Below are 25,732 nucleotides of genomic sequence, written 5' to 3'. Positions count from 1 at the left end.
TAGCCGGGACGTAGTCTCATGGTGTGCTGACGGACCCCGCCGACCTCGCCGCGATGGACCGGGCGCTGGCGCTCGCCGCCGAAGCCGGTGTCGCCGGCGATGTGCCGGTGGGCGCGGTCGTGACGGATGGCGCGGGCACGGTGATCGGCGAAGGGCGCAACCTGCGCGAGCTGACGCACGATCCCCTCGCGCACGCCGAGGTCGTCGCGATGCGGGAGGCCGCGGCATCCATCGGCTCGTGGAATCTCGAGGAGTGCAGCCTCATCGTCACGCTGGAGCCGTGTCTGATGTGCGCGGGGGCCCTGCTGCAGGCACGCGTCTCGCGGCTCGTGTTCGGCGCATGGGACGACAAGGCCGGCGCGGCCGGGTCGGTGTACGACGTCGTGCGCGATCGCCGGCTGCCGTACCGTGCCGAGGTCGTCGCAGGGGTGCGCGCGGAGGAAGCAGCCCGCCTGTTGCAGGACTTCTTCGAGTCCCGCCGCTGATCCCCCGATCGACGCGTCAGCGGGGCAGGAGGGGGAGCACCTCGGTGCCGAGGTACTCGACGTGGTCGACATCCTGCAGATCCAACAGCTGGAGGTACACGCGGTCGATGCCGAGCGATGCGTACCGCGACATCCGCTCGGCGATCTCATCAGGGCCGCCGGCGATGTTGACGCCGTCGCGGACCTGCTCCAGCGTTCGTCCGGCGCGGGCTGCGCGTCTTTCCACCTCGGCGTCGTCGGCGCCCGCGAACGTCGACATCGCGAGCGACAGCGACAGCGACGCGGGATCGCGTCCGATGCGCTCGCACGCCGCCTGGACGCGTGCGATCCGGTTCGGGATGTCGTCGACCGGCGGAAAGCCGATGTTGAACTCGGTCGCGAACCGCGCCGCCAGGTCAGGCGTGCGGCGCGGCCCGTTGCCGCCGACGATCACCGGCACCCGCGCCTGGACCGGCTTCGGAAGGGCCGGAGCGTCGTCCAGCGAGTAGTGGGCCCCGGCGAACGTGTACGTCTCGTGGACGGGAGTCGACCACAGGCCCGTGATGAGCTCGAGCTGTTCTTCGAGCAGATCGAACCGCTTGGCCGGGAACGGGATGCCGTAGGCGGTGTGCTCGCGCTCGAACCACCCGGCTCCGAGCCCCAGTTCGACGCGGCCGCCTGACATCGCATCCACCTGCGCCACCTGGATCGCGAGGACTCCCGGCATCCGGAACGTGACCGAAGACACCAGCGTGCCGAGCCGGATGCGCGACGTCTCACGCGCGAGACCGGCGAGGGTCGTCCACGCATCTGTCGGCCCCGGCAGGGGATCGCCGTCAGACCCGCGAAGGTAGTGGTCGGATCGGAAGAACCCATCGAAGCCGACTCGCTCTCCCGCCTGCGCGAAGGCGAGCTGGTCGTCGTAGCTCGCCCCTTGCTGGGGCTCGGTGAAGAGACAGTACTGCATGTGACCCGGTTGTCCTCAGTCGAGCGAGCGGATGACGAACTCCTCGGTCGAGGGCGCGGGATCATCGCCCGGGCGGTAGATGTCGGGCTCGAGATAGATCACCCGTGCGGTCGGCACGGCCGCGCGGATCTGACCTTCGATGGCGTCGATGTCGCTCGCGACGGCGGCGAGCGGACGGTCACCCGAGAAGCCGAGCTTGGCCGCGACGAGAAGCTCGTCCGGCCCGAGATAGAGGGTCTTGATGTGGATGAGCTTGACGACGTCAGGCGCGGCATTGATGACGTCCACGATGTTGGCGTAATCGGTGTCGGTCGCGCCCTCTCCGACGAGCAGGCTCTTCGTCTCGATGCCGAGCACGATGGCGATGACGATCAGCAGCGTGCCGATCATCAGGGTGCCGATCGCATCGAACACCGGGTTGTGGGTGATAGCCGAGAGGCTGACGCCCAGCAGTGCGAAAACGAGGCCGATGAGCGCGCCGACGTCTTCGAGCAGCACGACCGGCAGCTCGGGCGCCTTGGCATGGCGGACGAACGACACCCAGGACTGGCCTTTCGTGCGGATGTGATTGCTCTCCTTGACCGCGGTGCGCAACGAGAAAGATTCGAGGACGATTGCGATCAGCAGGACGCTGATCGGGATCCAGAGGTTCTCGAGTTCGTGGGGATGGGTGATCTTCTCGACGCCTTCGTAGATCGAGAACAGGCCACCGACCGAGAACAGGATGATCGAGACGACGAACGCGTAGACATAGCGCTCGCGGCCGTAGCCGAACGGATGCTCACGGTCGGCCCTGCGCTTCGCCCGGCGGCCACCGAGCAGGAGCAGCAGCTGGTTGCCGCTGTCTGCGACGGAGTGGATCGCCTCGGCGAGCATCGACGCGGAACCGGAGAGGGCCCACGCGATGAACTTCGCCAGTGCGATGCCCATGTTCGCCAGGAACGCCGCGATGATGGCCCTGTTGCCGCCCGATGCACTCATGGCATCGAGTCTATGGATGCTTCGACCCGCTCAGCACACGCGGGCAGCCCGCCCCACCCTTTTCGATCAGTCGGACGACTTGATGATGATGGCCTCGGTGGGGGGAGCCGGCTCGTGGGGGTGCCCGACATACCCGATCACCTCCAGCAGTGCGTGGCGGAACTGCGCCGGGCGCTCGAGGTGAGGAGTGTGTCCGGTGTCCTCGAGGGTGATCTCGGTGACGTCGCCGCCCGCCGCGCGGTAGGCGTCCAGCACGTCGCGCATCTGCGACACCATCTCCTGCGGCGGGGCGATGTCCGCCCCGGGCCAACCGGGAACGATCCCCAGCTGGCCGAGATAGTTGTAGTCGTAGAAGGAGGTGTCCGACACGATCGGGTCGAGCGCTCCGCGGATCCACAGCACATCGGGCTTCTCAGCGAGGTCGACGATGCCCGACACATCGAAATAGCGGGGCACCATGGTGTTGAGAACACCGATCGTCCCCGCCGCCATGCCCGGCCAGTTCTCACTGGACACCGAGTCGCCGGGGTAGTTGCCGGTGGCGGTGGATGTCGAGAGCATCGACTCGACGTAGAGGTCCTCATGCTCGGTGGTGAAGCCCGAGGCGACGTAGCCCGAGCGGAACACACTGCGAGGCGAGGTCTGCGCCTCGTCGGTCGTATCGTGTCGTATCAGTCGTTCGACGAGTTCGACATTGGCCACGCCGCCGCCGCTCCCCGCGTCGTCATCGGTCAGCCGTGAGCCGTCGCGCCTGGTGCCGCCGAACCCGTAGGGCGATATCGGCGATTCGAGCGTGAGGCTCAACGTCGGGTGATCCAGCGCATACTGCATGACGACACCGCCGCCCATCGACCAGCCCACGAAGTGCGCGGTCGGGATGCCGAGCTGCTGGAGTGTGGCGTACACGTCATCGCTGAAGTCGCGGACCCCGCGCGTCGCGTCGATCGGGGCGTGCTCGGTGCCGCCGTAGCCGCGGAGGTCGACCGCGATCACCCTGAGATCGGTGGGGAGGTCCTGCATCAGCTCCTGCCAGAACAGCGACGACGAGACGTTCCCATGCACCAGGACGACGGTGCGCTCGGGTGGCGTCGCAGGATCGTCGGTCACGCGCTCGAGGACGTTCACCGCCAGCCGAGGTGTCTCGACGATGCGGGCGGTGATGCCGTCGAAGAGGGTCATAGTCGGGTCCTTCGCTGTCGACGCCGGGGCGGCAGCGCCCTCTGGCTCCTCGACTATATCCCCGCGGTTGGCCGATCTCTTGGTCGCCCGATCGCGCCGGCTCAGCTCTCCGGCATCGCGCTGCCGGACTGCCCCGTGTACATGAGGTAGGTGGCCTCGGCAGCGCGTGCGGCGACGTCGGCGGCGGTGCCGTCCTCGACCTGCGCGGCCGCCCATGCGTCGGCCGATCCGCGCGCGAACTGCTTGCCCTCATCGCTCAGCATCCATGCGGCCCCCTCTTCGGGCGTCGGCCCATCCGCGGCGCTGCCGAGATGGAGTGCGAGACCGAGGAAGCCGGAGTCCCACCCGATTCCGGTGGCCGACGGACCGAACTGCGCCCACAGCTCGTCGGGCACGTCGGCGACCTTGGCGACGTGTTCGAGCTCGAGGAGCGTCTCCTGTTCGGAGATCTCGGTGAGCCGGACCGTGACCCAGGTGTCGCCACCGCCGCCGTACGTCCAGGTGATCCGGTACCTCGCGGTGCCGGCATTCGGCGGCACGCACTCCTCGACCACTCCGCCGGCGTTGCCCTCGAGCTGGTAGTGCCCGCCGAGGCGCAGGTCACCCGACACCGGCAGGAACCAACGGGGGATCCGCTCGGCGGAGGTGACGGAGTCCCACACGTCGTCGATCGGGGAGGGGTAGGTCTGCTCCACCGTCTGCATGCGGGCCGGCTCGCCGTCGACCTCGGTGGTCTGCACGCCGCGCGTCACGGCCTGGATCTGGGCATTCACATCGACCATGTCAGGTCTCCTCTTCGTCGTCGGGGATGAGGTCGGGCTGCTTCTCCGAGTCGGATGCCGCGGCATCCGACTCGCTCTGTTCTTCGCGTCGACGGGCGCGACGCCCGCGGGCGAGTTCGGTGCCGAGGGCGTCGAGGTGCGGCGTCCAGAACCGGCGGAAAGGATCGAACCACGCGTCCGCCGCCTCGAGCGGTGCGGGGTCGACCGCGTAGAGGCGGCGGGTGCCGACGGGGCGCACCGTCGTGAATCCCGCCTCGCGCAGCACCCTCAGATGCTGCGACACCGCTGGCTGCGAGATGCCGAACTCGCGGTGCACGATCTCGCCGATCTCGCCTGCGCTCAGCTCGCCGTTCGCGAGCAACTCGAGGATGCGCCGGCGGACCGGGTCTCCGAGGATGTCGAGCGCGTGCACGGTTCAATCATTGCGTTGACACTTATATAAGTCAAGACGCACTTATAACCAGGCTGTCAGGTCGCGCTGATGCGCCGACGACGGGCGACCCCGAGGACCACGAAGCCTCCCAAGAGCAATGGCTGCGGGAGACTCGGCCCGTACCGACGGCCGGCGCGCCCTGCGCTCGTAGGATGGCCGAATGGCTTCCGACGAGACTTCCCTCCCACCCATCGCGATCCTCGGTGCCGGATCGATGGGCGGCGCAATCCTCCAAGGCCTCGTTCGCTCCGGTCTCGCCGGCGAGGGAGTGACCGCGACGAATCGCACCGGGGCCAAGGCCGCGCAGCTCGCCGAGCTGGAGGGTGTCACGACCGTCGCACTCGAGCAGCGGCCCACGGCGAACGCCGAGGCAGCGGCATCCGCATCGATCATTCTCGTGGGCGTCAAACCAGCCATGGTCCCGGACCTTCTTCGAGAAATCGCACCGCACCTCGCGCCCGGTGCGATCGTCGTGAGCCTCGCGGCGGGCGTCACGATCGAGACGTTCGAGTCGATTCTCGGTTCGGATGTCGCGGTGCTTCGCGCGATGCCCAACACCCCCGCGCTCGTGGGCAAAGCGGTGACCGGACTCGCGGCGGGCACTCAGGCCTCAGAGACGGACGTCGCGCTCGTCCGCCGCCTGTTCGAGACCGTCGGCAGCGTGGTCGAGCTGCCCGAGTCTCAGATCGACGCTCTCTCGACGATCTCGGGCTCCGGGCCCGCGTACGTCTTCCTTCTCATCGAGGCGCTGACCGAGGCCGCGCTGGGCAAGGGGTTCTCGGAGCCCGAGGCGCGAATAATGGCCGAGCAGACCTTCATCGGCGCCGCGGCCCTCCTCGAGGCCTCCGGCGAGGAGCCTGCGGAGCTCCGCCGGCGGGTCACGAGCCCCAAGGGAACCACCGAGCGCGCGGTCGCCGTGCTGCAGGCGGCCCACCTCGACGGCGTGTTCGCCGAGGCGACGGATGCCGCCCTCGCCCGTGCGCGCGAACTGGCCGCGGGGGCGTAGGAGCCTTACCTGTCGAGCGCCGCGAACCGCTCGATGTCGGAGTTCGTGCCCGACACGATGATCAGGTCGTGGTTCGTCACCACGGTGTTCGCCTCGGCGTAGCGGAACGGCTTGCCAGGACTCTTCACCCCGACGACCGTCACGTTGTACTTCGACCGGACGCCCGACTCGTTGAGCCCTACGCCGCGGATGAACTTCGGCGGGTACATCTTCGCGAGCACGAAATCGTCGTCGAACCGGATGAAGTCCAGCATCCGCCCGCTCACGAGATGCGCGACACGCTCGCCCGCCTCGCGCTCGGGGTAGATCACGTGGTTCGCGCCGACCCGGGAGAGGATCTTGCCGTGCGACTGCGACACGGCTTTCGCCCAGATCTGCGGCACCTTCAGATCGACGAGGTTCGCGGTGATGAGGACGGATGCCTCGATCGACGAGCCGACCGCCACCACCGCCACCTGGAAGTCGGAGGCACCGACCTGCTGCAGCGCCTCGATCTGGCGGGCATCCGCCTGCACGGCATGGGTGACGCGCTCGGACCACTTCTGCACGAGCTCGAGGTTGTCGTCGATGGCGAGCACGTCGCGGTCGAGGCGGTCGAGCTCGCCGGCGCACGCTGCTCCGAAGCGACCCAAGCCGATGACGAGAACGGGCGCGTCGCCCCTGATGCGCTCAACCAACGATCGGCCTCTCCACCGGCAGCGAGTAGAGCTGCGAACGGGATGTCGCGGCCACCGCCGCGGCGAGTGTCACTGTACCAACGCGGCCCATGAAGATCGTCAAGGCCATGACGTAAACGGCCGGGTCGGGGAGTTCCGCCGTCACGCCGGTCGACAGCCCCACCGTGCCGAACGCGGAGATGACGTCGAACAGCACGTCACCGACATCCGCCTGGCTGATCTGGGCGACCACGATGGTCGAGAGCGCGACGATCGTGGCGCCCCACGCGACGACCGAGAGGCCGACGCGCTGCACGTCGCTCGGGATGCGGCGACCGAAGACCTCGACCGAACGGCGGCCCTTGGCCTCCGACCACACCGCGAGGGCGAGGATCGCGAGCGTCGTCACCTTGATGCCGCCGGCCGTGGATGCCGAGCCGCCTCCGACGAACATGAGCATGCAGCCGACGATCAGCGACGAGCCGTAGAGATCGCCGATGTCGACGACGGCGAACCCGCCCGACCGCGTCATCGCGGAGAGGAAGAACGCTTGGAAAGTCGTGTCCCACGCGGGCATCGCACCGAACGTCTTGGGGTTGCTGTGCTCGAGCGCGAGGAACGCCACGGCTCCAGCGACGAAGAGCAGGACGGTCGTGATGATGGTCAGCTTGGCGTGAAGCGACCAGCGCCGCACGTGCCACTGGTGCTTCCAGAGGGCGTAGATCACCGGAAAGCCGATGCTGCCGAGGAAGACACCGGCCATGAGCACGGTCAGCAGGAAGAAGTCGTCCGTGAAAGGCACGAGCCCGCCGGGGTTCGGGGTGAATCCCGTGTTCGTGAAGGCCATCGCCGCGTAGAACGGCGCCTCCCAGAGCGCGTCGAGAGGGGAGATCCCCGCCAGGATGAGGGCGGGGAACAGCGCGAGAGCCACGAGCGCCTCGATGAGCAGCGTCGAGATGGCCACGGTGCGCAGCAGCTGGCCGACTTCGCCCAGGCGGACCGTCTGGCCTTCGTTCACAGGACCACCGTGGCTGCGGAGCGGGTTGGTGTCGCTCGCCGCGATGAGCTTCGCCCGCAGGCCGAGACGTTTGGAGATCACGAGCCCCAGGATCGAGGCGAGCGTCAGGACGCCCATTCCGCCGATGTTGACTCCGACGAAGATGATCACCTTGCCGAACAAAGAGAAGTACGTCGCCACATCCACAGTGGAGAGCCCGGTCACGCAGATGGTCGACACCGCGGTGAACACCGCATCTGCGAGTGGCGCAGACTTGCCGCTCGTGGTTGCGGCCGGCAGTGAGAGCAGTGCGGTGAACACGAGAACCAGCGAGCCGAACACGAGAACGGCGAACCGCGCCGGTGAGGACGTCGTGAGGTTCCGGAACCGGTCGAACGTGCGGCTCACTCGGTTGCGGGCGATGTACGGGCCGCTCGGCAGACCATCGAACGCCTTCTGCCGGGACCGGGTGCCGGCGCCGCGCTTGCCTTCCGACATGCGCGTCCTCTCTACTCCGGCCGATTGGCTGAACGCCCATCATGGTACTCCGCGGGGCGCGCGACTAATCTGAGCACATGGCGGACATCTTCGACGTGATCGCGGACGGCACCCGTCGCGACATCCTGCGACTCCTGCTCGATCGCGCCGACGGAGGCGAGCGCGGAACGAGCGTCTCGCACATCGTGCAAGAGCTCGGTGCCAGCCAGCCCACCGTCTCAAAACATCTCAAGGTGCTGCGCGACGCACATCTCGTGTCGGTGCGAGAAGACGGCCAGCACCGCTACTACAGCCTGTCGGCGGCTCCGCTCGACGAGGTCGACGACTGGCTTGTGCCGTTCCTCGGCGACGAGTCAGGCGCCGAGCTGGCCGCCTCGTCGTTGACGGAGTCGGCAGCGCACGCCGCCGACGTGGTCGGCCGGGCCGCGGCATCCGCGAAGTACGCCGTCACCAGCGCGCTGAAGAAGCTGCCCGGGCGCTGAGTCCGACGGCCGACGGCTCAGGAGGTCGGTGAGGGCACCGGCACCGGCAGATCGTCGCGCCCGCCATCCTGCTCGAATCGGTCGTGCCGCTCGCGCGGCTGCCCCGGTTCGCGTTGCATCTGCCCGTCGCCGTCCTGTTGCCAGCCGCGCTCATCCTGGCCGGGCCAGCCGCGTTCGTCGATGACGAAGCCGCCCCCGTGGTGCGTGCCGAGCGTCCACCCGATGACGCCGCCCGCCAGACCACCGGCGCCGAAGGCGATCGCGAGCAGCAGCAGACCGCCGACGATCGAACCGACGATCACGCCGACGTGACGACGCGGAGCCGGAGGACCGGCCGGCGCCGCTTCGCCGCTCGGGGTGGGGAGGGATGCTGCCGAGGGCTGCTGCCCGGGAACGGGCACCTGCGGCTGGTCAGTGGTCGCCATGTCTGCATTAGGCGCCTGCCACCTATGTGATCGACCAGCTGGAGTTATGGATCTGCTGGGAATTTCGAATCATGAATCCTGCGGCACACACCGCCGGGGGCCATGCGCTCCCGGCGGCGCTTCGAATCTCAACGCCGGCCGGCCTTCTTGCGGAACAGCCACGCGCCCCACGCGAACGCGATCGCGAGGATCGCGACGCACCACCCGATCGCCCAGAGCCCTGCGCCTTCCATCGCCGTTCCCATGAGAAGTGCCCGGATGGTCTCGATGATCGGCGTGATGGGCTGATTGTCGGCGAACCACTGCAACCACGTCGGCATCGACTCGACCGGTACGAACGCACTCGAGAGGTAGGGGATGAAAAGGATGATGAACCCGTACCCGCTGGCGCCCTCGGGGCTCTGTGCGGCGAGGCCGATCGCTGCGAACAGGTACGTGATGGCAAGGATGTACAGCGCGATGATCCCGATGGCGCCGAGCCAGCCCCACAGCCCTGCGGTGGGTCGGAAGCCGACCAGCAGCGCCACCGCGATGACGACCCCGGTCGCGATGAGGTTTCGCAGCAGGCTGGCCACCACGTGACCAGTGAGCACGGAGCTCGGTCGGAGCGGCATCGTGCGGAACCGGTCGATGATGCCCGCCTGCATGTCACGGGAAACGTAGACCGCAGTCGTCGCGGCGCCGAAGCCGGCGCACAGCAGGATGATGCCGGGCACGACGTAGTTCACATAGCCGCCCGAGGGGTCGATCGCGCCGCCGAACACGAACGTGAACAGCAGCATGAGCATCACCGGCAGCATGATCGACATGCTCAGCGATTCGCCGTCGCGCAGCGAGTGACGGAGGCTGCGCGTCACGAAGACGCCTTCGGCGGTGAGGCCTGAAATGCGAGGACGGATGCCGGGCACCGCCGGCGCGAGAGTGGTCATGCGATCTCCTTGAGGGGCTCGGCGCGGCGCGCCTCGGGCGAGGTGAGAGCGAGGAACACGTCGTCGAGGGTCGGTCGCCGCAGGGTCACGACCCCTTCTGCGCCGGACTCGTCGAGCACGTCGAGAGCGCGCCGGATGTCCGACACCGTGCCGTCGGTCGGCACGTCGCGAAGCAGGTCGCCGTGCTCGTCGCGCAGCTCGATGGCGTCTCCGCCGATCCGGGCCTTCAGCTGCGCGGCGGTGCCCACCGCGACGACACGTCCCCCGTCGAGCACCGCGACACGATCGGCGAGATGGTCGGCCTCCTCGAGGTACTGCGTGGTGAGGAACACCGTGGTGCCCGCGTCGGCGAGTGACCGGATGACGTCCCACAGCTCGCGACGGCTGCGGGTGTCGAGTCCCGTGGTCGGCTCGTCGAGGAAGAGGATCTCGGGGGCGACGACGAAGCTCAGCGCCAGGTCGAGCCGGCGCCGCATGCCGCCGGAATAGGCGGAGACGCGCTTGGTGGCGGCATCCACCAGATCGAAGCGGTCGAGCAGGTCGAGTGCCCGCGTTCTCGCGGCGGAGCGCGTGAGGCCAGAAAGCCGGCCCAGCATCATGAGGTTCTCGATGCCGCTCAGCACGTCATCGACGGCGGCGGACTGACCGGTCAGACTGATCCGCTGCTTTACCCGATCCGGGTCTTTCACGACATCGATGCCGGCGACGATCGCCTCACCCTCGTCCGGCCGGACGAGGGTCGTCAGCACATTGATCGTCGTGGTCTTGCCGGCGCCGTTGGGGCCGAGGAGCGCGAAGACCTCGCCCGGTGCGACCTCGAGACCGAGACCGTCGAGCACGACCTGGCGTCCGAATGCCTTTCGAAGGCCACGGACGAGGATGGCGGACTGCGCCGTGGGTGATGTCATCTGGACGTCCCTTCTTCTGTGTACAGGTGAAACTGTTTATGACGGTAACACACTGTTTACGTAATAAACAGTCCTAGGATGGGGCCATGGATGACACCGGCGCCGGCGACCCCGATCTGCCACGGGGCATCGCCCTGGCCTGGGGAATCGCGGCGGACCCGCAGCGAGGTCCCAAGCGCGAGATGAGCGTCGAGTCGATCGTCGATGCCGCGGTCGAGCTGGCGGATGCCGAAGGCCTCGGCGCCGTCTCGATGGCTGCCGTCGCCGCGCGCCTCGGCTACACCCCGATGTCGCTGTACCGATATGTCACGGCGAAGGACGACCTCATCCTGCTGATGCAGGAAGAGGCGACCGGCCTCCCGCCGGAGCACGTGCGCGAGGTACAGGGTTGGCGCGGTCAGCTCGAGGCGCTGTACCGCGCCATGGTGCAGATGTATGTGGAGCACTCATGGATGCTCGACATCCAGATCAACGGATCGCCCACGACCCCGAACAGCGCGGCCTGGATGGATGCCGGGCTCGCGGCGCTGGCCGACACTCCGCTCTCGCAGCCCGAGCGGCTCTCGATCATGCTCTTCATCACGGGCCAAGCTCGCTGGTGCGGGTCGATCCTGGCGTCGTACGCGCGGATCGCCCGCGACGAGCACATGGCTGACGACGAGATATCCCGCCGCGAGGATGCGCTGTTCCGGCGGCTCATCACCGCCGAGGCATACCCCGCACTGCGCGCCGCGATCGATGACGGGGTGTTCCTCAGCACGTCCGACCCGTTCACCTTCGGTCTGGAACGCGGGTTGGACGGGATCCAGGCCTACTTGCCCCGTGCCGCAGCGGGAAGGCACGATCAGCCCCGCCCGTGGGGCGCCGACGACGGTGCGGAGATCGCCGGCGACAAGCGGTTCCGCGAGGCCAGGAAGGCCGTGCGCGAGGCCGAGAAGTCGCTGCGCGACGCCCGCAAACTGGAGCGCATCGCGGCGCGCGATGCGCGGGAGCGGGTCCGTCGAGCTCGCACCGGAGCGTGACGCATCGACTGTCCCAGCGTTCACACGGGCCACACGGGTTTACATGCGTTGCGGAGAGGTCCTAAAGTAGGCCCCAGCACGTCTCCCGCGCTGTGCGTGCGGCGAGCGGTGGCGTGCCGCTGGGGATCCTGGAGGAATCATGGCCGAGTTGCCGGATGTCCGCTTCCTGACGGTCGCAGAGGTCGCTGAGCTCATGCGCGTCTCGAAGATGACCGTCTATCGTCTCGTCCACTCCGGCGAGCTGCCCGCAGTGCGGTTCGGGCGCAGCTATCGCGTCCCCGAGTCCGCCGTCACCGAGGCCCTGCATCGGCCCATCGCCGACGTCGGCTAGACTGTCGAGAGGCATTTTCCGCATCTGCCCATCCCGGGCGCATCTCCTCGCGCCCAGACCCCGACATTGTGAGGTTTTCCGTGGGTTCTGTCATCAAGAAGCGCCGCAAGCGCATGGCGAAGAAGAAGCACCGCAAGCTGCTTCGCAAGACGCGCCACCAGCGCCGCAACAAGAAGTAGCGGCACGAACACCAAGCGCCCCCGTTCGGACCCTTGTCCGTCGTAGGGGCGCTTCGTGTTCCTCCACCACCACATCGCGCCGGCAAAGAGAGGCCGTTCATGCAGTCGATCACCGTCCAGCAGCTTCGGGAGCGAACGGATACGCCGCTCATCGATGTGCGCGAGGTCCACGAGTACGAGGCGGGTCACGTGCCTGGATCCGTCAACCTGCCGATGTCGACGCTCGGCGATCACTTCGACGAACTGCCGGCCGAGGCCTTCGATGTGATCTGCCAGATCGGGGGCCGGTCGGGCCGCGTCGTCGAGGTGCTCACGGCCCGCGGGTTCGACGCCACGAACGTCGATGGCGGCACATCCGAATGGATCGCGGCGGGCTATCCGATCGAGCAGTGAATGCCGGTCCTCCGGTGGAGCGTCGACTTTAGGATGAAACGGTGACGACGCTCACTCTCGTCGGCAAGCCCGACTGCCACCTGTGCGATGTCGCACGCGAGGTCGTCGAGACCGTCGTTGCCGAACTGCCCGAGGATGCCGTCGAGGTCGAAGAGCGTTCGATCCTGGAGGATCCCGCGCTCTACGAGGTCTGGTGGGAGAAGATCCCGGTCGTTCTCATCGACGGTGCGTTCCACGCGCACTGGCGCGTCTCACCCGATCGGCTTCGCGCGGCACTCGTCGCCGGCGCGTGAGCGGATCGGCCCTCAGAGCTCGACGACCTCTGCGCCGGGCGCGTTGGTCTTGACCGACTCGATGCCGCCGATCGCGCTCGCCTTCGACGAATAGCCCTGACTCGTCGCGATCACCTGTCCGTTCGACGCCTTGAGATTGAACCGCCAGTCGCCGCCCTTGTCCACCCAGAGTTCGAACTTGCCCGCCATCAGTGCCTCCTCGGATCTGCCCGCCCCGGACATGCCGGGCGGGAATGCCCTCGTGTTCACGCTAACGGTCGACTGCAGCAGGGGAAAGGGCCAGAGTGCGCGGCACGGGCGGTTGGGCCCGCGGAGTCGCGGTCAAGGCGCGAGGCGCGTAGGCCCTCTGAAGAGATAGGTGACCTCGCGGATGGACGATTCGCCCAGCAGGAGCATCATCACCCGAGCGAGTCCCATGCCGAACCCACCGTGCGGCGGGGCGCCGTAGCGGAAGAAGTCGAAGTAGAAGTCGAGATGCTCGGCCCCGAGACCCTTCTCCTTCGCCTGGTCGATCAACACGTCGACGCGGTGTTCGCGTTGCGCGCCGGTGGTGATCTCGACGCCCTTGAAGAGCAGGTCGTAGCTCTTGGTGAGCCCGGTCTCCTCATCGCGCATGTGATAGAACGCGCGGATCGCGGGGTGGTAGTCCGTGATGAAGACGAACTGGTGGCCGTAGGTCTCCTCGACATGGGCCGAGATCTGGCGCTCGCCCTCGGGGTCGAGGTCGCCGTCGGTGCGGGGGACCTCGTATCCACGGCTCTTCACGATCTCGAGCGCCTCGGCGAGCGGAATGCGGGGGAACGGGATCGCCGGTACGACGACCTCGAGGCCGAACAGCTCCTCGATCTCGGCGCCGTGCTTCCCCTTCACGGCCGCGAACGCCGTGGCAAGGAGCTCCTCCTGCATCTTCGCGACATCCTCGTGCGAGTCGATCCAGCTGATCTCGGCGTCGATCGACGTGAACTCGGTGGCGTGGCGGCTCGTGAAAGACGGGTCGGCGCGGAACGCCGGGGCGATCTCGAAGATCTTGCCGAAGCCGGCGACCTGGGCCATCTGCTTGAAGAACTGAGGCGACTGCGCGAGGTATGCGGTCTGCTCGCCGAAGTACTCGAGCGAGAACAGCTCGGCGTTCGATTCGGACGCGGACGCCATGAGCTTCGGCGAGTGCACCTCGACGTAGTCCCGCTCGACCCAGTAGCTGCGCATGGCGTGCTCGAGCGTCGTCTGCACACGGAAGATGAGGTTGTTCCGACGCTGACGCAGGTCGAGGAAGCGCCAGTCCATCCGCTTGTCCTGCCCGCTGTCGGCCGCGATCGGGGTCTCGGGGAGGGCCGCGGCGGCGATGTCGAGCGACGCGATCTTGATCTCGACGCCGCCGAGCTTGACGCGCTCGTCGTGCTTGAGCTCGCCGTGCACCGTGAGGAACGTTCCCGTGGTCATCGCTGAGATTGACTCGGTCAGCGCGAGGGCCGCGGCATCCTGCTCGGTTCCGGTCCCTGAGCCGGTCGAAGGGTCGACGGGCCGGGTCGCCGGGTTTACCAGCTGAACGGCACCGGTCTCATCGCGCAGGATGACGAACTGGACTTTCTTCTGATCCCGGACGGTCTCAACCCATCCCGACACCGAGACCGGGCCGTCTGGAAGGGACTGCAGCTGCTTGACGAGAAGGCGTTCACTCACGAGCGACCAGTCTACGTGGCGGGATGCCGGCTCCCGACGGGCCGCCTGGTGTGCTCGGCACGCAGTTGATCATGTCTTGCTGCCGGTGGTGACGGAGGCCCATCCGGTGTCGGAGGCGAGGTCCTCGACACGGACCGCGAGGATCAGGGTCGGTGCGGCACCGCCGACGGTGGGCAGGTCGCCGCTGCGTGCGGCGACATCCGAAGCCAGGCCGCGCCGCGGTGCGATGTCCCGTTCGCGGGTGAAGGCCGAGGGAATCGTCCCGCGGACCGACACACAAGATGACCGGCGAGATCCTGGCGCGTCACAGTGCCGGGCTCCGATCCGCTACGCCGGCTTGAGCGGCCGGAACAGGCGGGTCAGCGATTCCCCGGTCGCAGCATCCTTCTCATCCAGGTACTCCTCCCACACCGGGCCCTCCAGCTCGAGCTCGCGGCCATCAGCCATGATGTTGACCTCGAGCTCGGTCTCGGTCTCTCCCAGCGACTCGCTCGGGCCGACGTGCACGGTCGTCGCGACCTCGCCGCCGGGCAGTTCGACATGCTCGATCCCGCCTTCCGAGGCGAACGGACCCGCCACCTCGTAGCCCACGGCGACGTCGTAGCCATCGTCAGTGGCGTCGAAACAGGCGATCGCGGGTCCTTCGGGCACGATGTCGTGACTCACCAGCACGTCGATCACCGTCCCCAACGCGTCGCCCAGGCGCCCCGCCATCTCATCCGCGGCGGCATGGAATCGCACTGCTGCCAGATGCCGCACCGGAGCATCGATGACGTGGTATTCGAAGGCCACTGCGACCACCTCCGGGCGTCACGATACGCCGATGCGCCCATCGTGGCGAGCCTCCGAACGACGAGGTCGGCACGCTCGGCGACCCCACAGAACCGCCCCACGTAGACTGGTGCGGTGCCCGCAGACCGCCTTCATCTCGTGCGCCACGGGGAGGTTCACAACCCCCGTCGTGTGCTCTACGGCCGTCTTCCGGGCTATGGCCTCAGCGCCGACGGTCGACGGATGGCACGGCAGGCGGCGGAGTACGTGAAGGGGCTCGGTCGTCCCATCGCCGCCCTCGTGGTCTCGCCGCTGCAGCGTACGCAGGAGTCGGCAGAGCCGTTCACCGAGATCTTCGGAATCGAGCCGCTCATCGATGAGCGTGTCATCGAGCCGACCAATGTCTTCGAGGGCCGGCACATGGCACGCGCCCTAGTGAATCCGTGGAACTGGCGCCATCTGCGCCGCCCGGCACTGCCCAGCTGGGGCGAGCCGTACGTCGAGGTCATCGCTCGGATGAACGCTGCGATGACCCAGGCGTGGGAGTCCGTCGACGGCGGCGATGTCGTCATCGTCTCGCACCAGCTGCCGATCTGGGTGACCCATCTGGCCGTTGCCGGCCTGCCATCCCGCCACGATCCGCGCGACCGTCGATGTGCGCTCTCGAGCATCACGAGCCTCGAGATGGTCGACGGCAGGTGGACGGAGGTGTCGTACGCCGAGCCGGCTTCGACCGCCGGCGCCGTGGACGTGGGGGCGGTGTGATCGCGCGACGCGGCCGGGCTGCGGCATCCGCTCTGCTCTCGGCCGCGCTGATCGCGGGACTTGTGGGCTGCTCCAATGATCCGCTGGCGGACCAGTACCGGGCCGGCGACAACAAGGGATACATCGCGGGAGACTTCCGCGTCGTCGAGATTCCCGCCGCTGATCGGGGCGACCCTGTCGAGTTCGAGGGGACGACCGAGTCCGGAGACTCCGTGTCGAGCGGGGACTTCGCAGGCGGGGTGCTCGTGGTCAACTTCTGGTACGCCGCCTGCGGACCGTGCCGCGCGGAGGCGCCCGACCTCGAGAAGGCCTACTCGGCTTTCGAGGGGCAGGATGTCGCCTTCCTCGGCATCAACACGGTCGATGCGCCCCAGGCTGCCGCCGCGTTCGCCGACACCTATGGAATCAGCTATCCCAGTGTCATGGCGGCGCAGGACGGAGCGGTCAAGCTCGCGTTCGCCGAGCGCACCCCCATCAACGCGACGCCGACGACCCTCGTGCTCGACGGCGAAGGTCGAGTGGCCGCGCGGATCATCGGGCAGCTGCCGGACGACTCGTTCCTGACCACCCTCGTGCGCGACGCACTGGACGAGCTGTGAACGTCGCCGGCATCGTCGCAGACGGTTCGCTGCTGCTGGCGATCCCGATCGCCGTGCTGGCAGGGCTCATCTCGTTCCTCTCGCCGTGCGTGCTGCCGCTGGTGCCGGGCTATCTCGGGTTCATCGGCGGTGCAGTCACTCCTCGCGTGTCGACCGGCTCAGCGGCCGATGGCGGTGGCCCGGCTGTCGCGGCCAAGGGTGCCGCCGGCTCCAGGACCGCCGTCCAGGTCGAGGCGCCCGCCCGCGGGCGTCTGCTGCTCGGGGTGATCCTGTTCATCGCAGGCTTCACGCTGGTGTTCATCAGCGTCGCGATGCTCGGCGGCACCCTCGGCCGGTTCTTCCTGGAGTACGCGGAGGCCATCACGCGCGTGCTGGGCGTCGTCATCATCGCGATGGGTCTGGTGTTCATCGGCGTCTTCGGCATGGCGCAGCGCACCATCCGCCCGCAGGTGCGAGGAAACCTCGGCCTGATCGGAGCGCCGCTGCTCGGCATCGCTCTCGGCATCGGGTGGACGCCCTGCATCGGACCGACGCTGGCGGTCATCCTGGGCATGTCGTTCGACGGCGGGTCCGCCGCGCGCGGCGCGATCCTCGGGCTCGCGTACTCGCTGGGCCTCGGCATCCCGTTCGTCCTGATCACTCTCGGATTCGGGTGGGCGACGCGGTCCGTCACGTTCCTCCGCCGGCACATCCGTGCCGTCAACCTCATCGGCGGCGGCATCCTGATCGTGCTCGGAATCCTCATGGTGACGGGCGTCTGGACCGCCTTCATGACCCAGCTGCAGGGGGTGTTCTCCAGTGTCCCGCTACCGTTCTGACGCGTCGACGGGGTCGCCCGTCGAGGGAATGCTGCGGCCCTCAGACCATGCCGACAGCACACCCGAGGCGGCATCCGGCATCACCCAGCCGCCGCTCGGCGTCGTCGGATGGCTCCGCTGGGGGTGGCGTCAGCTCACCTCGATGCGCACCGCGCTCGTGCTCCTGCTGCTCCTCGCGATCGCCGCTGTGCCCGGGTCGCTCGTGCCGCAGCGGAGCGCCGATCCCAACGGCGTCACGCAGTTCTTCTCCGAGAATCCCGACCTGGCGCCCATCCTCGACAAGCTGAGCCTGTTCGACGTCTACTCCTCGCCGTGGTTCTCGGCGATCTACATCCTGCTGTTCATCTCTCTCATCGGCTGCGTCATCCCGCGCACGGGGCACCACTGGAAGGCCCTGCGGGCACGGCCGCCGCGCACGCCGTCACGCCTCGAGCGTCTCGATGCGCACCGGGAGGCGATCGTCGAACTGGCGCCCGACACGGATGCCGCCACGCGGTCCGGCACGAGTGCCACCGCGGCCGCCCAAGCCGCGATCACGCTCGCCCACGACCAGCTGAAGCGCGCCCGCTATCGCGTCGAGCGATACGACACGGGTGCGACGCTCTCGGTCTCTGCGGAGCGCGGCTACCTCCGCGAGACCGGCAACCTGGTGTTCCACACCGCGCTGATCGGCGTGCTGGTGTCGGTGGCCCTCGGCGGCGGATTCACCTACACCGGCCAGAGCGTGATCATCGAAGGCCGCACGTTCGTGAACACGATGCTCGACTACGCATCCTTCAATCCGGGACGATTCGTCGACGAAGAGAAGCTCGCGCCGTACTCGCTGACCCTCGACGAGTTCTCGGTCACGTATCAGCCCGCAGGCACGACCGGCGAAGGCCAAGCGGGCGACTTCGCGGCACACCTGACGACCCGGCTCGCGGGCGAGGCCGCACAGCAGGGCGACGTGCGGGTCAACCATCCGCTCGAGCTGGCCGGCGACCGCATCTACCTCATGGGCAACGGGTATGCCCCGACGATCACGATCCGCAACGCGTCCGGCGATGTCGTCTATTCGGAATCCGTGCCCTTCCTGCCCCAGGACAAGAACCTGACCTCGCTCGGGGTCATCAAGGTTCCGGACGGACTGCCGGAGCAGCTCGGACTGGTCGGATTCTTCTATCCCACTCAGGCCGAGCTGACGACCGGAGCGTTCTCGTCCCGCTATCCCGCCCTCGTCAACCCGGTCGTCTCGCTCAACGTGTATGCCGGCGATCTGGGCATCGATGACGGCACACCGCGTTCGGTGTACACCCTCGATCCGACAGGCATGACGAGGCTCACGGGCGGCGACACCGGCGTCGACTCGATCGAGCTCGCACCCGGCGAGACGCAGGACCTGCCCGGCGGCTACGGCACGATCACGTTCGAGAACGAAGCGCCCGCCGGCGCCGAGGGCTACGAGGGGTCGGTCAAGCGTTTCGTGTCGCTCTCCATTCACCGGGATGTGGTGGCGCCGTGGATCCTGGCGTTCGCGGTGCTCGCGACGGCCGGGCTGCTGGCGGCGCTGTTCGTGCCGCGTCGACGCGTGTGGGTCAAGGTCACTCCGCAGGGCCACACACTGCGTGTCGAATTCGCCGGGCTGGCGCGGGGCGAGGACCCGACGCTCGACGCGGCGGTCGCGCAGCTCGCGCAGCGTCACGGCGACGCACTGGAGGCGTCGCTTCGTACGCCGGCGCCGGGCGCGAGCTCGGAGCCCCGGTCCGGGCGCGCGTAGACTTAGGGCATGCCCGAAACCGCCCCGCTCACGCTCGATTCGGTATCGGTGCTCCTGGTCTGGACGGCAATAACCATCTACGCGCTCGCGTTCATCGCCTACGCGGTCGACCTGGCGCGCCGGTCGGCCCAGGTCGTCGACACGAAGGATGCGCGTGAGCGCGAGCTGGTGGGCGCCGCAGCTGCCGGTGCGAGCGCCACCCGCTCGAGCGCTATGGGCAGGGTGCGAGCCGAGGAGCGCGCCGCCGACGAGGCGCTGAACGCCCGCCCGGCCGACCGCCGACGGCAGCTGTGGGCGCGGATCGGCACGGCCCTGACCGTGCTCGCCTTCGTGTTCCACGTTTCCGGCGACGTCACGCGAGGCCTTGCCGCGGGCCGGGTGCCGTGGTCGAACATGTACGAGTTCTCACTCACAGGCACGATGCTCATCGTCGCGGTGTACCTGGGGGTGCTGTTCCGCTACGACCTGCGCTTCCTCGGCACATTCATCACGGGCCTGGTCGTCGTCCTGCTGGGCGGGGCGACCCTCGCGTTCTACGTCGAGATCGTGCCGCTCATGGATCCGCTGAAGAGCGTCTGGCTCGTCATCCACGTCTTCGTCGCATCGCTCGCCACCGCGCTGTTCGCGTTGGCGTTCGGGCTGTCGGTGGTCCAGCTGATGCAGGCGCGTCGTGAGCGCAAGGCGCTCGCCGCCGACGCAGCGGCCGATGGCTCGGCCGACGGCACCGGTGCGGTCAAGACACGGCCCGGATTCCTGCGGACCCTGCCGAGCGCCGAGGCGCTCGAGTCGCTGGCCTACCGCTTCGCGATCCTGGGGTTCATCTTCTGGACCTTCACGCTCATCGCCGGATCGATCTGGGCCAACGACGCCTGGGGCCGATACTGGGGGTTCGACACGAAGGAAGTCTGGACCTTCGTCATCTGGGTGCTCTACGCGGGCTACATCCACGCGCGGGCGACCCGCGGCTGGCGTGGGTCGCGATCGGCCTGGCTGTCGATCATCGGGTTCGCTGCCGTCCTCTTCAGCTTCACAATCGTGAACATGTTCTTCAAAGGCCTGCACGCCTACTCCGGCCTGAGCTGACCCGCTCGGTTCGCGCCGCATCCGTCGTGGCCGCTTCGGCGGGTGCTTTCTCACCGGGCGTCGCCGACTGCACCGCGAACCCACACAACCGTCCGCGAACCCACACGTTGCGGGTACGCCGGGGTGTGGGTTCGCTCGCAGGTTGGTGGGTTGAGCCGGAGAGTCCTGGGCAAGCGTGGTTACGGCGATCGAACAGCCGGCCGCCTGCCGATCGCATCGCCGACCACGCACGTCACAGCCCCGCACCGCGAACCCGCACAACCGTCCGCTAACCCACACGTTGCGGGTGCGCGAGGGTGTGGGTTCGCGCGCGGGTCGGTGGGTTGGGCCGGCAGGGCTCTGCCTCGAAAGTGTCAGGCCATGGCAGGGGATGCCGTCAGCAGCTCTCGCGCGGATGTCGTACGTCGACGCGTAACGGCGATGGCCGTGGCACCAAGCGCCAGCACCGACCAGATCGCGAGCCCCGCGAGGGCTGCTCCGACGCCGGATGCCGACGTGAGTGCGGCCACCATGCCGTTGTAGGCGGGAGCGGTCGGCATGAGCGCCGCCACGCTCGACAGCACGCCGGGTACGGTCGACACGACACCGGTCGCGACGGCGAGCACGCCGATCAGCGCCGAGAGCCAGCGTCCTGTGCCGCCGAACACGGCGACGAGCGCCTGGTTCACCGCGGCGAACGCGATGCCCGCCGCGATCGAGACTCCGGCGAACACCCACCACGAGGTCCAGTCGTAGGATGCCGCGAGCTGCACGACAGCGGCCACGAGAAGTCCCTGCGCTGCGCCCAGGGCCGCCGCCGGGGCGAATCCACGCAGGGCGAGCAGCACCGAGGGGGCACGCGAGGTGAGCGCGCGGCGCGAGACCGCCTGCAGTGCCACGAACGTCGCGAGGCCGCCGAACCACAGCGCCAGCATCGCGAGCAGCGGGATGGCGGACGCGCCGAAGAGGGAGGTGCCGACGCCCTTCGCGCCGACCGGGTCGGCGACCACAGCCGCGAGGCTGGTCGCCTCGTCGTCACTGTAACTGGGCACGGAGTCGGCGGCGGTCTGCAGTCCGCCGGCGAGTTCGCCCGTGCCGTCCGCGAGGGACTGGACACCGTTCGCGAGCGTCTGCGACCCAGTCGACAGCTGGTCGGCGCCACCGGCGAGCTGCGTCGCGCCGCTCGAAATCGACTGCGCGCCGGCAGCGGACTGGTCGATGCCGCCCGCGAGCTGTGAAATGCCGTCGGCGAGGGTTCGGGTCCGTGTTGCGGCATCCGTCAACCCCGCGCCCGTCTCCGACGTGAGCTGTGCGATGCCCGCCGACGTCGGGGCCGCGTATGCGCTCGCGGTGCCCGCGCTGGTGGCGGCCGTGACCGCTCCCTGAGCGGCGCTGCCCGCGGACTGAGCGAGCCCCGCCGACGTCGCGGCGGCCGCCACGACCTGATCGCACAACGGCGATCCACCTTCCGCCGTGCACTGCGCGGCCATTGCGCCCATCGTGACCGCGAGCGTCTGCGCCGACTGTGCGACAGCGCCGGCAGCCGCGGCAGTCGACGCCGTGTCCGTCGCCGCCTGCGCCGCGTACGTCGCGCTGTCAGCGGCGGCTGCCACGAGCTCGGGGCTCTGCACCTTTGCAGCGGCCTGGTCGAGACCCGCGGCCAAGGCCGTCGCGCCCGCCGCGGCTTCGCGCGTCTTGCCGGCCAGAGTCGTGAGCCCGGTGCCGAGGTCGCCCGCGCCCGAGGCGACGCCCCGCGCGCCATCGGCGAGCTGCGTAGCACCTCCAGGGAGAGCGGCTGCGCCATCCGCCGCTTTCTGCGCCCCGGCAGCGAGGTCGTCGGCACCCTCGGCCGCCGTGCCCAGCTGATCGCCGAGCGTGGTGAAACCGAGGAAGACGTTCTCGAGATACACCTTCGACAGCTCGTCGCCCATCAGCGATGCCGCAGCCGTCGTCACCTGCGCAGTGATCGCGTCGTCGACGATGAGGCTGTCGGGCGGAGTCTGCACATCGATCGTGGCCCGCTCAGGCGTCGAGCCGGGCTGCGTCGAGGTCGCCGCCGCAGAGAAGTTCTCGGGGATCGTGACGACCGCCGAGTACGTGCCGTCGGCGAGACCCTCCGCCGCGTCGTCGGCGTTGGAGATCGTCCAGGTGAGGTTGCTCGGCTGGTCATCGGAGCCCTCGACGAGTCCCGCAGTGAGCTGCCGGCCGAGGGGCACGTACTGGTCGTTCACCGTGACGGGCTCGTCCTCGTTCACGATCGCCGCATTCAGCCCGTCGAGCCGCTCGACCGGGTTGTACAGCGCGGCGACGAGCACCCCGCCGATGACGACGGGCAGCAGCAGCACGCCGATGAGGGTCAGCCACGTCACGGGGCGACGCGTGCGCGCCCGCTCGATGGCCAGAGACATGCGGTTTGCGGTCATGACAGCACCTCGGTGGGGACGGATGAAGCGGAGAGATCGAGCACGGCGGGAACAGGCCGCCGCGCCTCGAGAAGGAGCGCGCGCGCGACGTCGGGGTCGAGGGCCGACACGAGCACAGTGGGCGAGTCGGCGTCACGCAGCACCGCGGCGGCGCGGTCGCGGACCGCGGTGGATGCGAGGGTGTCGGCGTTGTCGACGACGACGATTGCGGGCCCGCCACGCACCGCGCGGCGGAGTTCGGTGACGGGATCGTCCGCACCACTCAGCAGTGCGACACCGACATGCGAGCGCACCCACGCCGAACGTTCAGGGATCAGGTGCCCGGCAACGCGAAGCCTGCCGCCGCTCGGTGCGACGCGCCCCGCGACAGTGAGCAGCAGCGCGCGCGCAGCGCGAGGGTCGGCGGATGTCACGATCAGCGACTCGCCGCGCTCGATGCGGGCGCTCGCGCCGCTGTAGAGGACGAGGTCGCCATCGGCGAGCGTGAGGTCCTCCGCGACGACCGCCGCTGTGGTGTGCGGCTCGGGCCAGTCGGCCAGTGCGAGCTCACGCTCGACGGCCTCGCCCTCGATGTCGAAGCGGGGGAGCACCCGGTCGAGCCATGCCGGCATCCACCACGCCTTGTCTCCCAGCAGAGCCATGACGGCCGGCACGAGCGTCATGCGCACCAGGAAGGCGTCGATCAGGATGCCGACGGCCAGGCCGAGGGCGATGGGCTTGAGCGACGCATCCCCTTCGGGCACGAACGCCGCGAAGACGGCGAACATGATCACCGCCGCCGCCGTGACCACCCTCGCCGAAGCCTTGAAACCGGAACGGACCGTCTGCACGCCGAGCGCGTGATCGGAGCCGCCGCGGCGGGCACGGGCGTGGACGAAGTCCTCACGCATGCGCGAGACGAGGAACACCTCGTAGTCCATCGCGAGCCCGAACAGCACGCCCATCAGGATGATCGGCATGAAGCTGATGATCGGCCCGACCTTGTCGACGTTGAGCGGCTCGGCGAGCCACCCCCACTCGAACACGGCGGCGACGACGCCGAAGGCCGCGGCGACCGAGAGCAGATAGCCCAGCGCGGCCTTGATCGGCACCCAGATCGAGCGGAACACCATCGTGAGGAGGATCAGCGAAAGGCCGACCACGAACACGCCGAACGGGATGAGCGCTCCGCCGAGGCGGTCGGAGATGTCGATCGCGACAGCAGTGAAGCCCGTCACCTTGAGGTCGACCCCGTACTCGTCGAGCAGTCGATCGTGCTGTGCGCGCAACTCGCGCACGAGCGCGGCGGTCGCCGGATCGTCGGGCGCCGTCTCGGGCACGATCTGGATGATGCCGGTGTCGGCGGTCTCGTTCGGAGTCGCCAGCGCCACGGTCTTCACGCCGGGGATCTTCTCGATCTCGGTGGCGAGATCCTTCATCAGCCCGACCGGGTCGGTGGAGGTCACGATCGTGCCGGTCATGATGAGCGGCCCGTTGAAGCCGGGCCCGAAGTGCTCGGACGTCAGGTCGTAGGCCTGCCGGGCCTCGCTCGTCGTGGGCTGCATTCCGGCGTTCGGCAGCGCGAGCCGAAGGCTGGCGGCCGGGATGGCGAGGATGCCGAGCCCGACGATGACGGCGATCGTCGTGATGATCGGATGCCGGGTCACACCGCTCACCCAGCGGTCGGCGAATCCGCGGCGTGCCTGGGTGGCATCCCTGCGTGTCGGCGTCTCTTCGAGGGATCCGTGACCATCGGACTCGGTGTCGAGCGTCGACTCGACACGTTTCGTCTCGCTTCGCTCGCTCAACGACCGGGAGGCTGTGGCGCTCGACGACCGGGAGGCTGTTGGGCTCGATGACCGGGACTTTCCGGCGCTCGACGACCGGCGGGAACGCGAGACGGCCAAGCCACGGGGACGCCGCTTCCACCCGACGACCCGGGCCTTGGCGAAGCCGAGGAACGCGGGGGTCAGCGTGAGCGCGACGAGCACGGCGATCGCGACTGCGATCGACGCGGCGATGCCCATCGTGGTGAGGAACGGGATGTTCGCGAACGAAAGACCGATGAGGGCGATGAGCACCGTCACTCCGGCGAAGACGACGGCCGATCCGGCGGTGCCGGTCGCCCGGGCGGCGGATTCCTCCGGCTCGACTCCGGCGCGCACCTGATCCTGATGTCGGGCCGCGATGAAGAGCGCGTAGTCGATGCCGACGGCCAGCCCCAGCATCACCGCCAGCAGGGGAGTGGTGGAGGAGATCGTCGCGAACGCGGTTGCGAAGAAGATGAGCGATACCGCGAGCCCGACGCCGATGAGAGCGCTCGCGAGCGGGAACCACGCCATCGCGAACGACCGGAAGGTCACGATGAGCACGAACAGCGCGACGAGCACGCCGACCGCCTCGATGATCGAGATCGTCGGGAGGGACTGCGAGAAGAGGTCGCCGCCGACCACGACCTGCGATCCTGCGGGGAGGGAGTCTTCGAGGTCGACGCCGGCGTCTTTGAGCGCGGTCTTCGTCTCGGGTGAGACATCCGTCGCCTGGCCGTCGAACTGCAGGCGGATGATGGCGGCGGCACCGTCATCCGACACGAGCCCCGTGACCATCTCGTCGAACGGATCCGTCACGGCGAGCACGCCGTCGAGGTCTTCGATCGTCGCGATGCTGTCTTCGATCGCCGACGAGTACGGCTCGTCGTCGACATCGTCGCCGTCGTCCGCCACCACCACGATCTGGGCACTCGTTCCGCTCGCCTGCGGGAAGGAGCGGCCCAGCTGCTGGATGCCGGCCTGCGACTCGGTGCCGGGGATGGAGAACGAGTTGTCCGTGCCCTTCATGAAGATGGCCGCGCCGCCGCCTGCGATCGCCAGCAGAAGGAGCCACGCGACGAGCACCCGCCACGGGTGGCGGTACGACCAGCGGCCGAGTGCGTAGAGAAGGGTGGACAACAGCGC

At 68.5% G+C, this 25,732-nt stretch carries 29 protein-coding genes; 13 read left to right on the top strand and 16 right to left on the bottom strand.

Translation table 11 applies throughout. From position 1 onward, the window contains the following. Positions 1 to 53 precede the first annotated feature (53 nt). Complete coding sequence (locus ABD188_RS19290) at positions 54 to 485, top strand: nucleoside deaminase (protein WP_344067259.1); 432 nt, start codon at positions 54 to 56, stop codon at positions 483 to 485. Positions 486 to 501: 16 nt separating this feature from the next. Here the strand turns inward: ABD188_RS19290 and ABD188_RS19285 are convergent, their stop codons facing one another. The 5 genes from ABD188_RS19285 to ABD188_RS19265 form a co-directional block, all read right to left on the bottom strand. Next, a complete protein-coding gene (locus ABD188_RS19285) occupies positions 502 to 1,431 on the bottom strand; it encodes an LLM class F420-dependent oxidoreductase (RefSeq protein ID WP_344066251.1) in 930 nt (309 codons plus the stop codon). Positions 1,432 to 1,446: 15 nt separating this feature from the next. Beyond that, positions 1,447 to 2,412 carry a cation diffusion facilitator family transporter gene (locus ABD188_RS19280; RefSeq protein ID WP_344066248.1) on the bottom strand — a complete coding sequence of 322 codons (966 nt, stop codon included), beginning with the start codon at positions 2,410 to 2,412 and terminating at the stop codon, positions 1,447 to 1,449. A 66-nt stretch (positions 2,413 to 2,478) separates the two neighbouring features. Then, positions 2,479 to 3,591: an alpha/beta fold hydrolase gene (locus ABD188_RS19275; RefSeq protein WP_344066245.1), complete on the bottom strand. Its 1,113-nt coding sequence runs from the start codon at positions 3,589 to 3,591 to the stop codon at positions 2,479 to 2,481. 101 nt (positions 3,592 to 3,692) lie between these two features. Further along, positions 3,693 to 4,373 carry an SRPBCC domain-containing protein gene (locus tag ABD188_RS19270; RefSeq protein ID WP_344066242.1) on the bottom strand — a complete coding sequence of 227 codons (681 nt, stop codon included), beginning with the start codon at positions 4,371 to 4,373 and terminating at the stop codon, positions 3,693 to 3,695. 1 nt (position 4,374) lies between these two features. Continuing rightward, a complete protein-coding gene (locus ABD188_RS19265; protein WP_344066239.1) occupies positions 4,375 to 4,785 on the bottom strand; it encodes an ArsR/SmtB family transcription factor in 411 nt (136 codons plus the stop codon). 181 nt (positions 4,786 to 4,966) lie between these two features. Between ABD188_RS19265 and proC the strand changes: the two genes are divergently transcribed. Continuing rightward, entirely contained in the window at positions 4,967 to 5,812 is an 846-nt protein-coding gene (gene proC, locus ABD188_RS19260) for a pyrroline-5-carboxylate reductase (protein WP_344066236.1), read from the top strand. A gap of 5 nt (positions 5,813 to 5,817) precedes the next feature. On the opposite strand, the gene ABD188_RS19255 is transcribed toward proC, so the two are convergent. Both ABD188_RS19255 and ABD188_RS19250 read right to left on the bottom strand, forming a co-directional pair. Then, positions 5,818 to 6,489 carry a potassium channel family protein gene (locus ABD188_RS19255; RefSeq protein WP_344066233.1) on the bottom strand — a complete coding sequence of 224 codons (672 nt, stop codon included), beginning with the start codon at positions 6,487 to 6,489 and terminating at the stop codon, positions 5,818 to 5,820. Beyond that, complete coding sequence (locus ABD188_RS19250) at positions 6,482 to 7,963, bottom strand: TrkH family potassium uptake protein (protein ID WP_344066230.1); 1,482 nt, start codon at positions 7,961 to 7,963, stop codon at positions 6,482 to 6,484. Before ABD188_RS19250 ends, ABD188_RS19255 begins: the two co-directional genes overlap by 8 nt. Positions 7,964 to 8,040: 77 nt before the next feature. On the opposite strand from ABD188_RS19250, the gene ABD188_RS19245 reads away from it, so the two are divergent. Continuing rightward, a complete protein-coding gene (locus ABD188_RS19245) occupies positions 8,041 to 8,445 on the top strand; it encodes an ArsR/SmtB family transcription factor (RefSeq protein WP_344066227.1) in 405 nt (134 codons plus the stop codon). 17 nt (positions 8,446 to 8,462) lie between these two features. Here the strand turns inward: ABD188_RS19245 and ABD188_RS19240 are convergent, their stop codons facing one another. The 3 genes from ABD188_RS19240 to ABD188_RS19230 all read right to left on the bottom strand — a co-directional run bounded on the left by ABD188_RS19240 (position 8,463) and on the right by ABD188_RS19230 (position 10,707). Then, positions 8,463 to 8,870 (bottom strand): hypothetical protein, encoded by a 408-nt coding sequence (locus ABD188_RS19240; RefSeq protein WP_344066224.1) that lies wholly within the window; start codon positions 8,868 to 8,870, stop codon positions 8,463 to 8,465. A gap of 128 nt (positions 8,871 to 8,998) precedes the next feature. Further along, positions 8,999 to 9,799, bottom strand: coding sequence for an ABC transporter permease (locus tag ABD188_RS19235; RefSeq protein ID WP_344066221.1), 801 nt, complete (start codon positions 9,797 to 9,799; stop codon positions 8,999 to 9,001). Beyond that, positions 9,796 to 10,707, bottom strand: coding sequence for an ATP-binding cassette domain-containing protein (locus ABD188_RS19230; RefSeq protein WP_344066218.1), 912 nt, complete (start codon positions 10,705 to 10,707; stop codon positions 9,796 to 9,798). The genes ABD188_RS19235 and ABD188_RS19230 overlap by 4 nt, the downstream gene beginning before the upstream one ends. A gap of 86 nt (positions 10,708 to 10,793) precedes the next feature. Between ABD188_RS19230 and ABD188_RS19225 the strand changes: the two genes are divergently transcribed. The 5 genes from ABD188_RS19225 (at position 10,794) to ABD188_RS19205 (ending at position 12,925) form a co-directional block, all read left to right on the top strand. Continuing rightward, positions 10,794 to 11,729 carry a TetR/AcrR family transcriptional regulator gene (locus ABD188_RS19225; protein ID WP_344066215.1) on the top strand — a complete coding sequence of 312 codons (936 nt, stop codon included), beginning with the start codon at positions 10,794 to 10,796 and terminating at the stop codon, positions 11,727 to 11,729. Positions 11,730 to 11,868: 139 nt separating this feature from the next. Continuing rightward, positions 11,869 to 12,060 carry an excisionase family DNA-binding protein gene (locus ABD188_RS19220; protein ID WP_179439195.1) on the top strand — a complete coding sequence of 64 codons (192 nt, stop codon included), beginning with the start codon at positions 11,869 to 11,871 and terminating at the stop codon, positions 12,058 to 12,060. Positions 12,061 to 12,140: 80 nt separating this feature from the next. Next, on the top strand, positions 12,141 to 12,239 hold the full coding sequence (locus ABD188_RS19215; protein WP_003792170.1) for a 30S ribosomal protein bS22: 99 nt from the start codon (positions 12,141 to 12,143) through the stop codon (positions 12,237 to 12,239). A 99-nt stretch (positions 12,240 to 12,338) separates the two neighbouring features. Beyond that, positions 12,339 to 12,632 (top strand): rhodanese-like domain-containing protein, encoded by a 294-nt coding sequence (locus tag ABD188_RS19210; protein ID WP_344066209.1) that lies wholly within the window; start codon positions 12,339 to 12,341, stop codon positions 12,630 to 12,632. Positions 12,633 to 12,673: 41 nt separating this feature from the next. Continuing rightward, positions 12,674 to 12,925: a glutaredoxin family protein gene (locus ABD188_RS19205; RefSeq protein ID WP_344066206.1), complete on the top strand. Its 252-nt coding sequence runs from the start codon at positions 12,674 to 12,676 to the stop codon at positions 12,923 to 12,925. A 12-nt stretch (positions 12,926 to 12,937) separates the two neighbouring features. Here ABD188_RS19205 and ABD188_RS19200 read toward each other — a convergent pair whose 3' ends face one another. The 4 genes from ABD188_RS19200 to ABD188_RS19185 form a co-directional block, all read right to left on the bottom strand. Next, positions 12,938 to 13,114, bottom strand: coding sequence for a YegP family protein (locus tag ABD188_RS19200; RefSeq protein WP_344066204.1), 177 nt, complete (start codon positions 13,112 to 13,114; stop codon positions 12,938 to 12,940). Positions 13,115 to 13,246: 132 nt separating this feature from the next. Continuing rightward, positions 13,247 to 14,605, bottom strand: a complete 1,359-nt coding sequence (aspS, locus tag ABD188_RS19195; RefSeq protein ID WP_344066201.1) for an aspartate--tRNA(Asn) ligase — start codon at positions 14,603 to 14,605, stop codon at positions 13,247 to 13,249. 69 nt (positions 14,606 to 14,674) lie between these two features. After that, on the bottom strand, positions 14,675 to 14,881 hold the full coding sequence (locus tag ABD188_RS19190; RefSeq protein WP_344066198.1) for a hypothetical protein: 207 nt from the start codon (positions 14,879 to 14,881) through the stop codon (positions 14,675 to 14,677). A gap of 51 nt (positions 14,882 to 14,932) precedes the next feature. Further along, a complete protein-coding gene (locus ABD188_RS19185) occupies positions 14,933 to 15,397 on the bottom strand; it encodes a GyrI-like domain-containing protein (RefSeq protein WP_344066195.1) in 465 nt (154 codons plus the stop codon). Between the two features lie 114 nt (positions 15,398 to 15,511). On the opposite strand from ABD188_RS19185, the gene ABD188_RS19180 reads away from it, so the two are divergent. From ABD188_RS19180 to ccsB, 5 genes are read left to right on the top strand one after another with little or no spacing between them, the layout of a single operon-like run. Further along, positions 15,512 to 16,141, top strand: a complete 630-nt coding sequence (locus ABD188_RS19180; protein ID WP_344066192.1) for a histidine phosphatase family protein — start codon at positions 15,512 to 15,514, stop codon at positions 16,139 to 16,141. Beyond that, entirely contained in the window at positions 16,138 to 16,740 is a 603-nt protein-coding gene (locus ABD188_RS19175) for a TlpA family protein disulfide reductase (RefSeq protein WP_425561357.1), read from the top strand. The genes ABD188_RS19180 and ABD188_RS19175 overlap by 4 nt, the downstream gene beginning before the upstream one ends. After that, positions 16,737 to 17,558, top strand: a complete 822-nt coding sequence (locus ABD188_RS19170; protein WP_344066189.1) for a cytochrome c biogenesis CcdA family protein — start codon at positions 16,737 to 16,739, stop codon at positions 17,556 to 17,558. Before ABD188_RS19175 ends, ABD188_RS19170 begins: the two co-directional genes overlap by 4 nt. A 28-nt stretch (positions 17,559 to 17,586) precedes the next feature. Next, a complete protein-coding gene (gene resB, locus ABD188_RS19165) occupies positions 17,587 to 19,314 on the top strand; it encodes a cytochrome c biogenesis protein ResB (RefSeq protein ID WP_344067253.1) in 1,728 nt (575 codons plus the stop codon). 9 nt (positions 19,315 to 19,323) lie between these two features. Continuing rightward, positions 19,324 to 20,397 (top strand): c-type cytochrome biogenesis protein CcsB, encoded by a 1,074-nt coding sequence (ccsB, locus tag ABD188_RS19160; RefSeq protein ID WP_344066186.1) that lies wholly within the window; start codon positions 19,324 to 19,326, stop codon positions 20,395 to 20,397. A gap of 353 nt (positions 20,398 to 20,750) precedes the next feature. Here ccsB and ABD188_RS19155 read toward each other — a convergent pair whose 3' ends face one another. Together ABD188_RS19155 and ABD188_RS19150 are read right to left on the bottom strand one after the other, a co-directional pair. Further along, a complete protein-coding gene (locus tag ABD188_RS19155) occupies positions 20,751 to 22,799 on the bottom strand; it encodes a YhgE/Pip domain-containing protein (protein WP_344066183.1) in 2,049 nt (682 codons plus the stop codon). Then, positions 22,796 to 25,726 (bottom strand): MMPL family transporter, encoded by a 2,931-nt coding sequence (locus ABD188_RS19150; protein ID WP_344066180.1) that lies wholly within the window; start codon positions 25,724 to 25,726, stop codon positions 22,796 to 22,798. Before ABD188_RS19150 ends, ABD188_RS19155 begins: the two co-directional genes overlap by 4 nt. Positions 25,727 to 25,732 lie beyond the last annotated feature (6 nt).

This window comes from Microbacterium pumilum (assembly GCF_039530225.1).
GTDB classification, from domain to species: domain Bacteria; phylum Actinomycetota; class Actinomycetes; order Actinomycetales; family Microbacteriaceae; genus Microbacterium; species Microbacterium pumilum.
This window is presented reverse-complemented; position numbering and strand designations above follow the sequence as displayed.

Bases quoted from the DNA above. Each gene is read 5' to 3' on its own strand.
- ABD188_RS19250 (WP_344066230.1), bottom strand. From the start codon at position 7,963: ATGTCGGAAGGCAAGCGCGGCGCCGGCACCCGGTCCCGGCAGAAGGCG.
- ABD188_RS19270 (WP_344066242.1), bottom strand. From the start codon at position 4,373: ATGGTCGATGTGAATGCCCAGATCCAGGCCGTGACGCGCGGCGTGCAG.
- ABD188_RS19225 (WP_344066215.1), top strand. From the start codon at position 10,794: ATGGATGACACCGGCGCCGGCGACCCCGATCTGCCACGGGGCATCGCC.
- proC (WP_344066236.1), top strand. From the start codon at position 4,967: ATGGCTTCCGACGAGACTTCCCTCCCACCCATCGCGATCCTCGGTGCC.
- ABD188_RS19230 (WP_344066218.1), bottom strand. From the start codon at position 10,707: ATGACATCACCCACGGCGCAGTCCGCCATCCTCGTCCGTGGCCTTCGA.
- ccsB (WP_344066186.1), top strand. From the start codon at position 19,324: ATGCCCGAAACCGCCCCGCTCACGCTCGATTCGGTATCGGTGCTCCTG.
- ABD188_RS19285 (WP_344066251.1), bottom strand. From the start codon at position 1,431: ATGCAGTACTGTCTCTTCACCGAGCCCCAGCAAGGGGCGAGCTACGAC.
- ABD188_RS19210 (WP_344066209.1), top strand. From the start codon at position 12,339: ATGCAGTCGATCACCGTCCAGCAGCTTCGGGAGCGAACGGATACGCCG.
- ABD188_RS19245 (WP_344066227.1), top strand. From the start codon at position 8,041: ATGGCGGACATCTTCGACGTGATCGCGGACGGCACCCGTCGCGACATC.
- ABD188_RS19290 (WP_344067259.1), top strand. From the start codon at position 54: ATGGACCGGGCGCTGGCGCTCGCCGCCGAAGCCGGTGTCGCCGGCGAT.
- ABD188_RS19280 (WP_344066248.1), bottom strand. From the start codon at position 2,412: ATGAGTGCATCGGGCGGCAACAGGGCCATCATCGCGGCGTTCCTGGCG.
- ABD188_RS19200 (WP_344066204.1), bottom strand. From the start codon at position 13,114: ATGGCGGGCAAGTTCGAACTCTGGGTGGACAAGGGCGGCGACTGGCGG.
- ABD188_RS19220 (WP_179439195.1), top strand. From the start codon at position 11,869: ATGGCCGAGTTGCCGGATGTCCGCTTCCTGACGGTCGCAGAGGTCGCT.
- ABD188_RS19155 (WP_344066183.1), bottom strand. From the start codon at position 22,799: ATGACCGCAAACCGCATGTCTCTGGCCATCGAGCGGGCGCGCACGCGT.
- resB (WP_344067253.1), top strand. From the start codon at position 17,587: ATGCTGCGGCCCTCAGACCATGCCGACAGCACACCCGAGGCGGCATCC.
- ABD188_RS19235 (WP_344066221.1), bottom strand. From the start codon at position 9,799: ATGACCACTCTCGCGCCGGCGGTGCCCGGCATCCGTCCTCGCATTTCA.
- ABD188_RS19275 (WP_344066245.1), bottom strand. From the start codon at position 3,591: ATGACCCTCTTCGACGGCATCACCGCCCGCATCGTCGAGACACCTCGG.
- ABD188_RS19240 (WP_344066224.1), bottom strand. From the start codon at position 8,870: ATGGCGACCACTGACCAGCCGCAGGTGCCCGTTCCCGGGCAGCAGCCC.